Source organism: Frankia sp. CeD (genome assembly GCF_000732115.1).
Classification (GTDB): Bacteria; Actinomycetota; Actinomycetes; order Frankiales; family Frankiaceae; genus Frankia; species Frankia casuarinae.
In genome coordinates this window covers 1-15,387 of record NZ_JPGU01000012.1, presented here as the reverse complement: position 1 = coordinate 15,387, position 15,387 = coordinate 1, and the positions used below count along the sequence as shown (strand labels likewise).

Below are 15,387 nucleotides of genomic sequence, written 5' to 3'. Positions count from 1 at the left end.
CGATTCCCGGCAACGGGGGCGAGAAGCACGAGCCCCGGTGGAGGCGGGCGCATAGGATCTTCACGTGGAGAACGTGGAGCTTTCCCCGCTTCCGGCCGCCGGGGGACGGCTGGCCGCCGGGGCTGGAGCCGGCGGTGAGTGACAAGCACGAGGTGACGCTGTCCGCCTCGGCCGAGCGGGACCTGTCGAAGCTGGCCGAGCTCACCCGCGGCGAGGTCCGTCGGTTCCTCGACGGTGCCCTGCGCGACGATCCGCGCAAGGCCGGCACTCCGATCCCCGGCGAGCAGGTCGGCATGCACGAGGCCAGCGGGCGGACCTGGCGGATCCTCTACCGGATCGACGCCAACACACGCTCTGTGCGCGTTATGGTCGTCGCGCCGCGAGGTGCCCGCTCCCGGATCGTGCCAACGATCGGCAACGCCCGCCCCGCAACCGGATGGCGCCGGGTCTGAGCCCGGGCGGTCACGAGGCCCGGGCGGTCAGGAGACGTTGACGCCGAAGTCCAAGGCGATCCCGCGCAACCCGGAGGCGTATCCCTGACCGACAGCGCGGAACTTCCATTCCCCACCGTAGCGGTACAGCTCACCGAAGATCATCGCCGTCTCCGTGGAGGCGTCCTCGGTGAGGTCGTAGCGGGCCACCTCCGCGCCGTTCGTCGCGTCCGTCACCCGGATGAACGCGTTGCGGATCTGGCCGAAGGCCTGCCGACGCGAGTCGGCATCGTAGATGGACACGGTGAACACGACCTTCGCCGCCTGCGGGGTCAGCATCCGCAGGTCGACGTTGATCTGCTCGTCGTCACCGCCGCCGCCACCGACCAGGTTGTCACCCAGGTGCTTCACCGCACCGTCCGGACTCACCAGATTGTTGAAGAACACGAAATAGCCGTCGGAGAGGACCTGGCCGGCGTCATTCACAATGATCGCGCTGGCGTCGAGATCGTAGGCGGCACCGGTGGTCTGCCGCACCTGCCACCCCAGGCCCACCGTCACGGCAGTGAGGTTGGGGGCGACCTTACTCAGCGAGACATTGCCGCCCTTGGACAGCGACACGGAGGTCATATCCTCACCTTAGTACGAATGGTCCCCGCCCTGCCGACCGGCGGGCCCTACGGCTCGATCAGGCGCCACCGGTCTGGTGTTCCCGGCTCGGAACGCGCCGCGCCGGTTGCCTCCAGCGTCGCGAGGTACGACATCGTGTCCATCACGGCGTTCTGCAGCGCCACCCCCCGCAGGTTGCGGAACGGCCGATGCCAGGTCACGTATCCGGCGACGTCCCAGACCCGCGAGGCACCCGCGCGCAGTCCCTCGACGACCTCGGACAGCCGGCCGGCGTGATGCGCGTCGAGCTCCGCGAGCCGGCGCTCCAGCCCGGTGAACCGGTACTCGTGCGCCGGCAGCACCTCCTCGGCCGGCAGGCTCCGCAGCCGGGCCAGCGAACGCAGGTAGTCCCCCAGCGGATCAGGAACGGCCTCCTCCGGCGCGGATACCCCGACCGCCGTCGAGGGCAGGACGTGGTCCCCGGAGAACAGCAGCCGGTTGGTCGGCTCCCAGAAGCAGAGGTGTCCCGGCGAATGGCCCGGTGTCCACAGCGCGGTGAGATCCCAGCCCGGGATGTCCGGCCGGTCGCCGTCTTCGAGGAGGATGTCGGGTCGCGATAGGCCCGGGGCCGGCTGCTGGTAGCCCGCCAGCAGCCGCTCGGTCATCTCGGCGGGCGCCCCGGCCCGGATCATCAGCTCGGAGATCCGGTCGGCGTAACCATGTTCGAAGTGCCGGAGCATCGCCTCGTCCAGGCGATGCAACGAGACCCACGCCCCGGATGCCTCCCGGATCCGGTTCGCCAGGCCGTAGTGGTCCAGGTGCGCATGGGTCACCACGACGCCCCGCACGTCGGCCACCGACATCCCGATCATCGCCAGTCCGGCCTGCAGCTCGTCGAACGCCTCGTCGAAGTCCCAGCCCGCGTCCATCAGGAACGGGCCCGTGGAGGTCTCGAAAACGTACACGAACACGTGCGCCGGTTTGGCCCAGGGCAACGGGACGGGAATACTCCACAGTCCCGGACGCACCTGCTCGACCGGTGGCAGGGGCCGACGCCACCGCGCGGCACCGTCCCGGCCGGCCCGCTCCACGGCCGGCTGCGGCCCGGTCTGACGCGGCACACCGACATCCCCGAGAGCAGCGTCCACGACCTCACCCACCCGTTTTCTCCGGCGCCCGACGGCGCGTGCATCGCGTACCGCGGCGCCCCGGGCCTGCGGCACCCGTCTCTGGGCCTGCGCCACCCGACGGAACCTTGGCGCGTCCCGGCCAACCTGTCATGCTATCCCGCNCCGCCNGGTCCCCCCCGACCGGGGCGGCGCCATACTTCCCCCCCGCCGTCACCGCCGTCACCGCCGTCACCGTCACCGCGCCGGTCAGGAGGGGCAGGGCAGAACGGTGAGGGATCCCGGTGCCCGGGAGCGCCGCCCGTCGAGATCGGTCACCGTGGCCGTGTAGGTGATCGCCCCGGCCACACGGGCCGGGCCCACCGGGCCGGACCACGTCGACCGGTTACCCGTCGCCCGGTCAAGGACCAGCGACACACTAGCCCTGCCTCCGTCGGGGAGGTTCACCACGAGCTCCGCGGCGAAGATGCCGGTCGCGTCCACGACGGACACCGTCACCGTGGACACCGTCACCGGGGACGCGGTCACCGGGGACGCGGTCACCGGGGACGCGGTCACCGGGGACGCGGTCACCGGGGACGCGGTCACCCTCGCGGCCGGCGCGCAGCCGGACGGGTACAGCGTCGTCGGCGCCGCGACCATCGACACCACCTGTGGCGAGCCGTCGACCCTGGCGGTGACCCGCACGTCGCCCCCGCCATCACCCTTGCGGGGCCTGACTGGAACGGTCACATCGATCGGTCCGGACGGTGCCGCCGCCCGATCAAGAGTGATCACCAGGGGGACGACGGCCCCCGGATCGATCCGCGACCGGCCGGGCACCACGGTTAGCCAGGACGGGCTGGCGCCGATCACGACGTCGACCGGCGCCGTGCCCTCGCCACGCAGGTCAAGCCGCCAGACGGAGTCGACGTCACCCAGGTCGACCCTGGTCGAGCTCAGGCTTAGGGCCGGGCCGGCGGGCCGCGCAGCGACCGGGACGGCCGGTGACCCGGGCGGCGGTCCGGTCCGCGGCCTCGCGGCGGTCGGGGCAACCCGTGGCGAAACCGACCCGATGCCGGTGCTCGGGGAGGCCGCGGACGCGGTGGAAAGGGCCGGACCGGCACCCGGCCGGGCAGTGACCGGGGCCGCCGTCACGTCCGCCGGCCCGTCCTCGTCACCGGGCGTGGGTGCCGGCGCTGCGACCGGCGCACCCGGCCTGCCTCCGGAGGAACCCGCACGATGGTCGCCGGCCATCCGCCCACGCACAACCACCAGACCCGCAACGATGACGACCAACACAGCCACCACAGCGATGATGCGTCCCCACCGGATCGGCAGGATCCGGCCTGAACGCCCCCAGGGAGAACGGTGACGTCCCGGCGATCCCGGGCCCCCCGCACCATCATGCGTCATCGTGACGAGATTAAGCCGACGGATTCTCGCTAGGGGACCAATTCGCTCGTTTCCGTCACGAAGTACGCCGAGATCTCTCTCGGCCCTCGGGNCGAGACGGGATGCCCCGATTCTCCCCATTGACCCCGTTGTCGCCGTTGTCGCCGTTGTCGCTGGCCTCCCGGCTCTCCCCGGTCCGCCGGCTGCGAGGCCTGCCGGGCGGCCCGCCCCGCAGCCGGCGCCCCCACCAGNCCCACCATGCCAACGTCTGGGTCACCAGCGCGAAGCCGAACAGCAGATCCTCGACCGGAGCGTGCGCGATCCGCGGGCCGAGGATCCGGCGGGGGTCGTAGACGACGATGCCGAACCCGGTGAGGATCCCATTGGAGATCAACTGGAACAACGCGATGATCGCATAGGAAGTCCAGAAAACCCGCCGGGTCAGCAGCCGGGTCCGCAGGACCCACAGGTCCATCGCGATCGCCAACGCGACCCCGACGACCGCCAGGGCCGTGTAGCTCACGGCCGATCACCATCGGGAGTCCCATCGGAACGCGTCGCGCTCGGATGGGCGGGCTCGTCGCCGACGTCCCAGCCCCGCACCGCGCGCACGGCCTCCAGCGTCAGGATCGCGCACATCGGCACCACGGCGAAGAACAGCAGCTCCTCCAGGGGAAGGCCCCCCGGAAGCAGGATCCCGGTGATGCGGCGCCGGTCGAAGCTCCAGTGCCCCGCGGAGACGGCGAACAGGTCCCAGACAACGAAGATCACGATGACGGGGGCGAGGGTCAGCAGCAGCCGAACCGGCCGGGCGTACACCCGGGTGCCCAGAAACACCTCAAGCGGCGCCGTTCCGAGCAGGCATCCCGCCAGGACCGCGAGGTAGCTCAGATGGCGCATCGGCGGCTCGGACGGCGCATCGACAACTCTCAGACAGCTCTCAGACGCCGAGCGAGGGCAACAGCGCTCGCGGCCGGATCCTCGACCCCGGTGAGGCCCCGCACGACCACCACGCGGCGCGCTCCCGTCGCAAGAATCTGATCCAGGGTATCCGGACCGACGCCACCGGTGACGAACCACGGCTTCACGCCCGGAGCGAACGGAGGAGCGTGCCGCGCGGCCAGCCGGGGCAGACCCAGGCCGACCGGCGGCCGGCCCTCCTTGGTGGGCGTGGCGTGCACCGGCCCCACGCACACGTAGTCGACGTCGGGGTCGGCGAGCGCCGCGAGGAACTGGTCGGGATCGTGCGNCGACTGTCCGATCAGCACGTCCGGGCCCACCAGGCGCCGGGCAAACCGCGGCGGGATGTCGCCCTGACCGACGTGCAGGATGTCGACCCCGGCGAAGGCGGCGAGGTCGGCGCGGTCATTCGCGCTGACCAGCACTCCCCTGGCGCCGGCGGCGGCCTGCACCCGCCGCAGCCCGCCGAGCTCCTCGTCCCATTCGAGCCCCTTCTCCCGGAGCTGGATCAGATCGACCCCGGGGGCCTCGGGCGTGCCGACCACGGCGCTCAGGAAGGCGTCGAACTCGGCCCGACGCGGCGTGCACAGGTACAGGCGGGCGTCGGCCAGCCGCCGCAACCNGTCCGCCCGGGCTGGCCCACCGGCGCGCGGCGACGATCCCTCAACCTCCGGCGACAGCACGCACGATCTCCAAAATGTCGCCGTCGGCGAGCCGGACGGCGGGAATCTCGGACGGCGTCAGAGCCACGCCATTGTGCTCGACCACCACCGAACCAGACGGCAGGCCCAGCTCGGCGAGCAGGTCGGGCAGCGGCTGGCCACCCGGGATGCCCCGCGGCGCACCATTGACGACGACCCGCGCCCGGGCGAGCGGCTCCGGGTGCGCACGCGGGTGCAAGTGCGGCGGACGATCGACCATTTTTCGACCCTACGGGAGCAGCGCCCGCCGTGCGGGCGGTGGGTACGGCCGGGACCGGGCCGGGGCTAGAAGGCCGACGCCTGGGCCCGCCGTTTGACCTCCTTGCCACGGTTCTCGATAAGTGCCTGCATGGGGGTGCCCGGCAGACTCGGATCCTCCCGGAAGATCCAGTCGAGCGCATCCTCATCGGTGAACCCCGCGTCGGCCAGCACCGTGAGCAAGCCGGGCAGCCCCTTGACGACGGCGCCGTCCCGGATGAAATCGGCAGGCACCCGCAGGACGCCCCCCTCCCGCCGGGCCAGTAGCGTCCGGTCGCGCACCATCTGCCGGACACGGGTCACGGGAACCTGCAGCTGATCGGCGACGTCAGGCAGGGTCAGCCAGTCCATGGTCAAGAGTAAACACCTAAGTCTCGATGGCGTCGTATGGTGCCGGCGCGGCCGCGGACGTTGGCCGCGCCCCTCGGCGAGGGGATGACCAGGCGGTTTCCGGCCGGGACGGTCCGGCCGGAACGGGTCAGAGCGCAGCCACCTGGGCGCCGCCCGCGGCCGCCGAGCGCACCGCCGCCTCCAACACCGCGACCACCGGACGGGCGGTCTGCACGCCGTAGCCGGACAGCGGCCAGCCCGAGACGAGACAGTCCGCCAGGTCCCGGTGAAACGTACTGCCCGAGGTGGGTGCCAGCGGGATGTGGCTGCGCACCCCGTCATGGGTGATCAGCACGAGCGACCCCGCCTCCGCCTCGAGTATCTCGGCCTCGGCCTCGACCTCGGACCGACGACCGGCGTGCCGTCCCAACCGCGGCACCAGCTTCCCCTCCCCGTCCCGGAAAGCCCCGCCGTCCCGGAAAGCCCCGTCCAGGATCAGCGAGCCGGTGGACCCGAGCACCTCGAACCGCGGGCGCCGGGCCACCGTCAGATCGGAGACCGTGACCTGCGCCTCGGCCCCACTCGCGAAACGCAGCAGCAGCCGGCTGTGGTCAGCGTTGCTGACGTGGTGCCAGACCCGCTTGACGGTGGACGCGCTGACCCATTCGACGGGCTCGTCAACGAGGGCGAGGATCTGGTCAACGCAGGCGCTGCCCCGATCATGGAGCTGCCCACCACTGATCCGCTCGTCGTCGTGCCAGGTGCCGGCTGGCCGGCGGAAGCCGCCCCGGTGGGCGTCCAGCCGCAGCGGCTCGCCGACGGCGCCGCGGTGCACGGCGGCGCGGACCGCCCGGTAGCCCGGGTCGTCCCGACCCTCCGGATACACCGCGAGCACCAGGGACCGGGCCTCCGCGAGCTCCGCGAGCTGGTCGGCGTCCGGGGTCGACAGGCAGAGCGGGGCGTGCACGACGACGTGCTTGCCGGCCTCCAGCGCACGACCAGCCCATTCGAGACGGGTGTGGGTCGGTGTGGCCACGATGACGACCCCGAGATCCGGATCGTTGACCAGGTCGTCCGGGTCGTCGACGCGGCGCGGCGGGCGACCCGCCGCGTGCGCCGGGAGCCGGCCGGCACCGCCGTCGCAGAGGGCGGCGAGTTCCAGGCCCTCGGTCGCGTCCACCGCCGAGTGGTGCGTCCCGGTGATGTCCGGGGTGCCCAGCAGCCCGACCCTGGCCGGCGCGGCGTCGAGCACGCCGAGGCAGTGCCGCAGCCAACGTCCCACGAGCCGCTGGTAGGCGGGATCGGCGAGCACGGCGGGACCGGTACCCAGGGNGAATATGCCGAGGCCCGTGGAGGGCCGCCAGGTGCAGACGGGATGCTCGCCCATCTCGTGCCGGACCAGGAGCAGCCGCTCCACGTCGTCGGCAATCTTGTCGGGGATGATCCAGCTCTCCCGGGGGCGGAAGTCCGCGGACCGGGCCATGACCGCGCCGCCCTGCGGCCCGACGGTCAACCGCAGGTCGTAGGGCGCGGTGGTCCGCCCCGGGATGAAACCGGACGCCTCGATGAGCGGACTTCCCGGCGGCAGCGCCCGCATGGTCGGCCCGGCGAGCAGGACCGGGACGGTCTGCCGGGCCCGGTCCAGCAACTCCTGCTCGACGTGGTCGAGCGGACGGTCGATGAGCACGAGAAGCGCGTCGGCCGACCGTGCCGAGGTCGGGCCGAGACCCGCTGCCCGCAAATGGTCGCCGAGCGCGTTCACACCGGCCAGGTTCGACACCAGGTGAATGCGAGGCACGTCTCCGCACTCTAGTGACTGTTCCCGACGTTCCGGCGATTGGGGTCATCAAACAAAGATCCAAATAAAGATCCGCGCAAAGATTTACACAAGGATGCATACATAACGCAATGCCGGGCAAGAGTACCAATGATCCTGATATCCAGAAATCCCGCCGTCCGGCCGATCGGAACGCCTGGAACGCCTGGAAAATCCGGAGCACCGGGAACACCGGGTCGTCACCGGGCGTCATCGACTTGCCGCGGCCAGTTCCTTCATCGACACGGAGATATCGGCGAAACGCTCCCGATCCGGGATACCGTCGGCCGCCATCAACCGGCGACCGGCGACCATGTCCATCGGGCGCCCCACAGTGACCAGCGCCTCGAGACGGCCGTCCGGGGCGAACCACCCGGCCGACCAGCCAGACGGACGCCCGCCGTCGGGCGGCACGACGACGCCCGGATCGCCCCGGAACACCGGGGCAGCCTCTGCCGAAGGGAGTCCCGCGAACTGCACCATGCGGCCGAACTGTTCCGACCAGAAGTAGGGCACCGGGTCATAGACGGCCTCCCCGCCGAGCAGCGTGCTGACCGCGACCGCGGGCGACTGCTGGGCGCAGTCCCAGTGCTCGACCCGCAGCCGCCGACCGTAGCGACGCGACCACCAAGCAGCACAGTCACCGACCGCGACCACCGGCGGCCGGTCGCCGTCGGCACCGTCGGCACCATGGGTCCACCGGGCGGCGAGATGCTCGTCAACCACGACTCCCCGGTCGAGGGCGAGCCCGGAACCGGCGAGCCAGGCGGTGCCGGGCCGCACCCCGACGCCGACGACAACCTCGTCCGCAATCAGCTCCTCACCGCCAGCCAGCACCAGCCCGTCGGGGGTGACCCGCTCCACGGCCGTGGCCAGGCGCAGGGTAACCCCGGCCCGGGCGTACCACGCGATCGTGCACCGGCCCACCTGCGCGCCGAGCGCGGCGAACAGCGGCGAGGCGGCTGCCTCCACGACGGTGACCTCGGCACCGATCGCTGCCGCCGCCGTGGCGACCTCCGCGCCGATCCAGCCGGCACCAACGATGACGAGCCGGACGCCGGGACGCAGGGCGCCACGCAGATCCCGGGCGTCGTCAATGGAACGCAGGACCCGCTGTGGGCCGTCGCCCGGCAGGGTTACCGGGTCGGCTCCCGTCGCCAGCACCAGGCCGTCGTAGTCCAGCGGCCCCGCGTCGGTCTCCACAGTGCCCGGTCGCAGGCCCGTCGCCCGCCGTCCGAGGCGCACCTCGACCCCGTCGAGGTCGAAGGGCAACGTCGTGTCGTCGATGCGGCCGGAGAGCACCGCCTTGGACAGCGGCGGACGATCGTAGGGCCGGTGCGGCTCCGCCCCGAGCAGGATCNCCTCNCCCGCNAANCCNCGCGCGCGCNCCTCGGCGGCGGCCCGGCCCCCCGCCATTCCCGCGCCCACGACGACTATTCGCTGCATTCGAGCAGACTATCGACGACCCGCGACGCCGGGCCGCCGTCACCGCACCGGGTCGACAAGCGGAAAGGCGTCCTTCCACACCGGCTCGTACCCGGCTTCGGCGAGCATCGCGGCGATCTGTGCCGGCGAACGCTCGTCGGAGATCGAGAACTGTTCCTGGGCCGTGCCGGGCGTGGTGTAGCCGCCGGGTTCGGTGGAGGAGCCGGCGCTCATGGTGGTCACGGCGATGCGGACGAGCCCGTCGCGCAGCACCGCCGGCTCCCGGGTCGACAGCGACAGCGCGAGGTCCGGCTCGAACAGGCGCAGGGCCGCGTACGCCTGGACGAACTCCGCGTCGTCAACGACGACGACCGGCGGGAACCCGCTGGCACTCGGCTTGATGCGCGGCAGCGCGATCGAGACCTCGGTCCGCCAGTAGCGACGGGAGAGAAAGGAGGCGTGCGCGGCCAGCGCGAGCACGTCAGCGCGCCAGTCCGGGGCGAGCCCGAGCAGCGCGCCGATCCCGAGCCGGCGCACCCCGGCCCGCGCGGCCCNTTCGAACGAGGACAGCCGCCGGTCGTAGTCACGCTTCCAGCCGGCGACGTGCACCTCGGCGTAGCGGGCCCGGTCGTAGGTCTCCTGGTAATGGACGACTCCCTCCAACCCGGCACGCACCAGCCGGGCATAGGTGTCGTCCGACCAGGTCTGGGTCTCGATGCTGATCGAGGGGAACATCGGCCGTAGCCGCTCGACCACCGCGACGAGGTAGTCGGCCGATACCTCGACGCGATGCTCGCCGGAGACGAGCAGCAGATGACGGAACCCCCGGTCGACCAGCAGGCGTCCCTCCGCCACCACCTCCTCAAGGTCCAGCGTGCGGCGCACCACCGGCAGGCCCTTGGCGAAGCCGCAGTAGGTGCAGGACGACAGGCAGGCGTTCGACACGTACATCGGGGCGAACAGCCGGACCGCCCGACCGAACCGGAGCAGGGTCGCCTCCCGGGCGGCAATCGCCAGCTCCTCCAACCGGGCGGTGGCCGCGGGTGAGAGCAGGATCGCCAGCNCCNCGAGNCCGANCNGGGGGGNGGCCGNCCCNCCGGATCNGGGCCGAACCCGCCGCAGCACCGTGTCCACCTCGGCGGACGTGGCCCGCCGCGACATCGCGGACAGCCCGGCCAGGTCGTGACCGGCAAGTTCGCGCGCGAACTCCCCTGGCGGGGCGCTCACCTGGACGCCTCGCCCACCACCGCAGCCGGGGACGTCGCCCGGGACACCGAGGGCACGGGCGACGCCGGTGACGGGTGGGACGCCGGTGACGGGTGGGCGCCGAGGAACCCGGTGAGCGGGGAGGAGGCGGACGCCACCGTGGCCGGGCCGGCAGCCCCTCGGCCGGCCAGGAAACCCAACCGGCCGGCGGCGGTGGCGAGCGCGAAGGCCCGCGCCATGCGCGCCGGATCGGCGGCCACCGCGATAGCGGTGTTGACCAGCACCGCGGCCGCGCCGATCTCCATCGCCTCGGCCGCGTCCGAGGGCACCCCGAGCCCGGCGTCCACGACCACCGGCACCCCGGCGCTCGCCACGATTGCCTCGATCGCGTCCCGGGTGCGCAGCCCGCGGTTCGAGCCGATCCAGCTGCCCAGCGGCATCACGGTGGCGCAGCCGACCTCCTCCAGCCGGCGGGCCAGCACCGGGTCGGCCGAACAGTAGGGCAGGACCGTGAAGCCGTCGGCCACCATGAGCTCGGCGGCGCGCAGGGTCTCCAGCGGATCCGGCGCCAGGGTGCGCGGATCCGGGGTGACCTCCAGCTTGACCAGACCGGTGCCCGTCGCCGCCCGCCCGAGGCGGGCCAGCCGCAGCGCCTCGGCCGCGTCCACCGCGCCCGAGGTGTTGGGCAGCAGGGTCATCGACGGCGGGATGAAGTCGAGAACGTCGCCGTCACCGATCCGGCCGATGTCGACCCGGCGCAGCGCCACGGTGACGATGGTGGCACCGGATGCGACGAGGCTGTCCCGCATCACCCGGTGACTCGCGAACTTCCCGGTGCCGATCAGCAGCCGGCTGCCGTAGGCCCGCCCGGCGATGACGAGATCGTCCGCCCCCGCGGCACCGGGTCCGGCCTCACCACCACCCCCGCCGCCGACGGCGGAACCTTCACCGGCGAGGCCATCGGGACAGGAACCGTCGGGGGGAGAATCGCCGGGACGGGAACCGGCAGGACGTAGGGGGTGCTGCGACACGATCTTTCATCCTCCCCANGCGCGCATGACCGCGATCGGGTATACGGGTCGCCGACGGGATACTGGCCAGCCTCTCAGCCCACGTCCGTGGGCTCCCCGGAGCAATCGACAGTGTAACCGCTGCTTCCTGGCCGCGGCTTCGGGTGTCCCGCCGCGACGCCGATCTGCGACGCCGATCTGCGACACTGATCCACGCCCGTCGACGATCATCGCGGCCTTGAGAACCGATTCAATGTGGGCACCCGGGTTTCACCCGGTGGACACCATGCTGCGCGACGAGGTACTTCTCGCTCGAACGACGTATCCGGGTTAACCTCGCGGGGCTCGGTAGCGGCATCCTTCGACAACGATCGTAAACTCTCCCTCGTGGATGCCACCGTGGCCGACCCCGTCGTAGGTCGGCTTCTCGACGGCCGCTACACGGCGCAGGAACGGCTCGCCGTCGGCGGGATGGCGACGGTGTACGTCGCGCACGACAACCGGCTGGACCGGCTCGTCGCCCTCAAGGTCATGCATCCCACTCTCAATCACGACCCGGAGTTCGTCACCCGTTTCCATCGCGAGGCCAAGGCCGTGGCACGGCTCAACNCCCCGCGCGTCGTCTCCATCCTCGACCAGGGTTCCGACCACATCCCCGCCGGTCTGGTCAACTACCTGGTGATGGAGCTGGTGCGCGGCCGGTCGCTGCGCCAGCACCTGGGCGCCCGGGGTCGGCTCCCGGTCACCGAGGCCATCGAGATCATCGAGCCCGTGATCGAGGCCCTCGCCGCCGCGCATGCCGCCGGCATCATCCACCGCGACATCAAGCCCGAGAACATCCTGCTCGGTGACGACGGCCAGGTGAAGGTCGCGGACTTCGGCCTCGCCCGTCCGGTGAGCCAGCCCACCCAGGCACTCACCGGCGGCGTGGTGATGGGCACTGTCGGGTACCTCGCCCCCGAGCAGGTCACCCACGGCGTCGCCGACACCCGCAGCGACGTCTACGCCGCCGGTGTGGTGCTCTTCGAATCCCTGACCGGGCAGCTCCCGCACAGCGGCGCCACCCCGATGTCGGTGGCCTACCAGTCGGTCCACGGCGACGTGCCGGCGCCGTCCACCATGATCGAGGGCATTCCCGCCGAGCTGGACGGTCTTGTTCTCCGGGCCACCGCCCGCGACCCGGCGCGCCGGCCGGTCGATGGTGCGGCCCTGCTGGCGGAGCTGCGGCGCATCGAGCCGTTCCTGCCCCCGCAGGACGCCTACCCGAGCGGGTTCACCGGCGAGATCGAACGGATCGGGTTGGCCGAGCGGCCTTCAGGGGCCCGGGAGCCCGGGTACCCCCAGGAGCCCGGGTACACCCAGCCGTTCCAGGCCGAGGACTACGACGACTCCCGGGGCGCCGGGCCGGGGGCCGCCGCGGAGCGCGCGTTCGCCGGTGCCGGGCCGGGCCAGCCAGGCACCGGCGCGCTCTATCGATCCGCCTCCCCGCCCTCGCCGACCGCCACGGCCTATCTCGGGGGCGGTGGCGGGCGCGGGCGGCGACGGGCCGCCGCATCGCCACGCTCCCGAGGGCTCATCCCGGTCGTCGTCGGTGGCATGGCCGTCCTGGTCCTGCTGCTCGGGATCCTCGCGTTCCGTTCCCTGTCCGGCGGAGGGACCGAGGTCCCGCTGCTGACGAACCTGAGCAGATCCGACGCCGAGAAAATGCTGCGCGACGCCGGCTTCCAGTTCACCTACCTCGACCCGGTCGCCAGCGCCACGGTACCGGTCGGCCACGTCGCCCAGCAGGATCCCCGGGACGGATCGAAGGTTGACAAGGGCGCGCTCATCACCCTGCGGCTGAGCTCCGGCCCCGCGACGGTGCGCGTGCCGGACCTGGCGAACCTCACCGAGACCCAGGCCAAGGCCCGGCTGGCCGAAGTGGACCTGACCCTCGGCGGCCTGAGCCCACAGTCCAGTGACACGGTGCCGGCGGGCCATGTGATCGGTACGAACCCCGGGGCCGGCACCGCGCTCAAGCCGAAGGACCAGGTCGTCGTGATCACTTCGACGGGCCCCGCGACGAAGCCGGTGCCGGCCGACATCATCGGCAAGTCGTTCGAGGAGGCCAAGGCCGAGCTCGTCGGCCTGAACATCGGCCTCGTGGTGCAGCGCACCGACGCCGTGAACGACGCCGTGCAGCCCGGTGAGGTCTTCGGGGTCTCTCCCGACGTGGGGCAGCCGATCTCACCCGGCGGCACCGTCACCCTCACCGTAGCCGAGGCCGACGGGTTCGACAACGGTGACGGTTCCGGGGGCGACGGCAGCGGGATCCAGGTCCCGGTGCCGAACGTGGTCGGGAAGAGCTACCGGGAAGCCGAGAACATCCTGCAGCGCCGGGGGTTGAAGATTGACCGTATCGGCTGGATCGGCGGGCCGGGCGACCGGGNGACATCGCAGTCCGCCAAGGCCGGGNGCAAAATCGAAAAAGGAAGTACCGTGCACGTCAACACAACGTGGGACCCCCTCGGCTGAGCCGCCATCCTCCACCAGGTTGATCATATTGTGCAACGAATCGCGCGGTGGGCGAAAGATCCGCGACCGCTTCCCCGGGGGGACGACGGCGTGAAGGCAGCGCGTGGTCGTGGCCGGTGGCCCGCCGGCCCGCGGCGGCCGACGTCGTGGTGGCGGGAGTCGTCGTGGTGGCGGGAGTCGTCGTGGCGGGGCATGGCCGGCGGTGGACGGCGGGCCGAGCGGGTCGCCGACCTGCTGGACGGACAGCGCCCCCCGTATGACGAGACCGACGCGCGGCTGATCGACACCGTGGCGGCCCTCCGGGACCTGCCGTCACCGCGGCTGCATCCGGCACGGCACGCCGCCCTGCGCGGACAGCTGTTCGCCGCCGTCACCGGCTCCCCGGCATGCGATCCCGTCCGTTCCCCCGCCGCCGTTTCCCCCGGCACCTCCGTGAAGGGCCACGAGACCGAGGCCCGTCCCACAAGAACCCGTCCCGCACGCACGCCTCCCGAGGGCGTCGATCCTGACCTGCCGGGAAACGATCCGGTCGACGCGCGGTGGGTACGCCGGACCGGTGCCCGCGGTGTCTCTGCCTGCGGTGTCTCCGGCCGGGGCAGGATGACCCGGGCCGCCCGGCCGCTGCTGGCCGGAGCACTCACCGCCGCCGTCACCACGGCGGCCCTCGCGGTCAGCTCGGGGGACTCGCTACCCGGCGATACCCTGTACGGCGTCAAACGACAGGTCGAAGACCTCCAGGTGTCGCTGGTCCGCGATCCGGTCGAGCGGGCGAAGACCCGGCTGGGCATGGCCGGCTTGCGGATGAGCGAACTGCGCACGATCACGGTGAACGACGGCGGGGTGATCGCCCCGGAAACCGGTGCCGGCGCTCCGGAGACGAGCCCGCGGGTGCCGGTGGTGANCCCCACGGCGACCGCCGCACCACCGACCATCGCGGTGTCACCGACCATCGCGGTGTCACCCGCTGCGGTGTCACCCACTGCGGGGACGTGGCCTCCCGGTCCCCGCACNCCCGCCGTCTCCGGCGACGCCGGCGAATCCGATGGCCCCGACGCGCCGAGCGACCCGCCCGGCCCCGGCAACGGGGACCGCCTCGACCCCGAGCTGGTCAACGCGCTGCTGCGGGACTGGATCGCCGAGGTGCGCGCCGGCACGCAGGTACTGCTGGCCCGGGTCGCCGCCGGGGACACGGACGCCTGGACCACGGTGAACGCCTTCACCACCGAGCAGTCCCGCGGGCTGAAGAACCTGCTGAGATCGCTTCCCGTGGGCTCGGTCGGACCGGCGCATGCGGCTCTGGATCTCATCGACGACGTCAGGCGCAGGCTCGGCCCGCGGGCACCAGCGCCGGTCCGGGCCCCCTCACCCGTCCGCCAGATCTCTCCGATCGTGCCGACCGGTGACGCCCTCACCCCCCCGCCCTACGTGGCGCCGCTGCTCTCCGCACCTCGGCCCACGGCGACCGGGGCCACCGCCGCGCCCGCCCTCAGCACTCCCACCCCCGGCACTCCCACCCCTGCCGGCACCGGCATCGGCTCGCCGGGGCCCCCGAGCCCGGCGCCGGGTGGTGCCACGAGCGGAACGACCATCCCGACCCCGACCCCCGCCACGACCCCGACCCCCGCC

Annotated in this window: 14 protein-coding genes, 1 pseudogene and 1 riboswitch; of the genes and pseudogenes, 3 read left to right on the top strand and 12 right to left on the bottom strand. The window is 72.3% G+C overall.

Annotation, left to right across the window (positions count from 1 at the left end; translation table 11 throughout):
* The first annotated feature begins 134 nt into the window (after window positions 1–134).
* Window positions 135–452 (top strand): type II toxin-antitoxin system RelE/ParE family toxin, encoded by a 318-nt coding sequence (locus CED_RS09480; RefSeq protein ID WP_011437449.1) that lies wholly within the window; start codon window positions 135–137, stop codon window positions 450–452.
* A 27-nt stretch (window positions 453–479) separates the two neighbouring features.
* Here CED_RS09480 and CED_RS09475 read toward each other — a convergent pair whose 3' ends face one another.
* The 12 genes and pseudogenes from CED_RS09475 to CED_RS09420 all read right to left on the bottom strand — a co-directional run bounded on the left by CED_RS09475 (window position 480) and on the right by CED_RS09420 (window position 11,268).
* Complete coding sequence (locus tag CED_RS09475; RefSeq protein WP_011437450.1) at window positions 480–1,061, bottom strand: TerD family protein; 582 nt, start codon at window positions 1,059–1,061, stop codon at window positions 480–482.
* Window positions 1,062–1,108: 47 nt separating this feature from the next.
* Window positions 1,109–2,161: an MBL fold metallo-hydrolase gene (locus CED_RS09470; RefSeq protein WP_108913763.1), complete on the bottom strand. Its 1,053-nt coding sequence runs from the start codon at window positions 2,159–2,161 to the stop codon at window positions 1,109–1,111.
* Window positions 2,162–2,416: 255 nt separating this feature from the next.
* Window positions 2,417–3,454 (bottom strand): hypothetical protein, encoded by a 1,038-nt coding sequence (locus CED_RS09465; protein WP_235186992.1) that lies wholly within the window; start codon window positions 3,452–3,454, stop codon window positions 2,417–2,419.
* A 322-nt stretch (window positions 3,455–3,776) separates the two neighbouring features.
* Window positions 3,777–4,064: pseudogene (locus tag CED_RS26130) on the bottom strand (lycopene cyclase domain-containing protein); the annotation flags it as partial.
* Window positions 4,061–4,441 carry a lycopene cyclase domain-containing protein gene (locus CED_RS09455; protein WP_011437454.1) on the bottom strand — a complete coding sequence of 127 codons (381 nt, stop codon included), beginning with the start codon at window positions 4,439–4,441 and terminating at the stop codon, window positions 4,061–4,063. The pseudogene CED_RS26130 and the gene CED_RS09455, both read right to left, overlap by 4 nt.
* 29 nt (window positions 4,442–4,470) lie before the next feature.
* Window positions 4,471–5,184 carry a thiamine phosphate synthase gene (locus tag CED_RS09450; protein ID WP_035909950.1) on the bottom strand — a complete coding sequence of 238 codons (714 nt, stop codon included), beginning with the start codon at window positions 5,182–5,184 and terminating at the stop codon, window positions 4,471–4,473.
* A complete protein-coding gene (gene thiS / locus CED_RS09445; RefSeq protein WP_011437456.1) occupies window positions 5,165–5,422 on the bottom strand; it encodes a sulfur carrier protein ThiS in 258 nt (85 codons plus the stop codon). Before thiS ends, CED_RS09450 begins: the two co-directional genes overlap by 20 nt.
* 65 nt (window positions 5,423–5,487) lie before the next feature.
* Window positions 5,488–5,811, bottom strand: coding sequence for an Rv2175c family DNA-binding protein (locus CED_RS09440; protein WP_023841271.1), 324 nt, complete (start codon window positions 5,809–5,811; stop codon window positions 5,488–5,490).
* 127 nt (window positions 5,812–5,938) lie between these two features.
* Entirely contained in the window at window positions 5,939–7,588 is a 1,650-nt protein-coding gene (locus tag CED_RS09435; protein ID WP_035909949.1) for a Gfo/Idh/MocA family protein, read from the bottom strand.
* A 228-nt stretch (window positions 7,589–7,816) separates the two neighbouring features.
* The gene (locus CED_RS09430; protein ID WP_035909948.1) at window positions 7,817–9,052 is read right to left on the bottom strand and encodes an NAD(P)/FAD-dependent oxidoreductase; all 1,236 of its coding nucleotides are present in this window, start codon (window positions 9,050–9,052) and stop codon (window positions 7,817–7,819) included.
* A 39-nt stretch (window positions 9,053–9,091) separates the two neighbouring features.
* On the bottom strand, window positions 9,092–10,258 hold the full coding sequence (thiH, locus tag CED_RS09425) for a 2-iminoacetate synthase ThiH (protein WP_035909947.1): 1,167 nt from the start codon (window positions 10,256–10,258) through the stop codon (window positions 9,092–9,094).
* Window positions 10,255–11,268, bottom strand: coding sequence for a thiazole synthase (locus CED_RS09420; RefSeq protein ID WP_023841270.1), 1,014 nt, complete (start codon window positions 11,266–11,268; stop codon window positions 10,255–10,257). Before CED_RS09420 ends, thiH begins: the two co-directional genes overlap by 4 nt.
* Window positions 11,264–11,377: riboswitch (TPP riboswitch) on the bottom strand. (Overlaps the previous gene by 5 nt.)
* A 269-nt stretch (window positions 11,378–11,646) precedes the next feature.
* Between CED_RS09420 and pknB the strand changes: the two genes are divergently transcribed.
* Complete coding sequence (gene pknB / locus CED_RS09415; RefSeq protein WP_235186991.1) at window positions 11,647–13,761, top strand: Stk1 family PASTA domain-containing Ser/Thr kinase; 2,115 nt, start codon at window positions 11,647–11,649, stop codon at window positions 13,759–13,761.
* Window positions 13,762–13,851: 90 nt separating this feature from the next.
* Window positions 13,852–15,387, top strand: a 1,536-nt coding sequence (locus CED_RS09410; RefSeq protein ID WP_235186990.1) for a DUF5667 domain-containing protein, incomplete at its 3' end; no start/stop codon positions are given.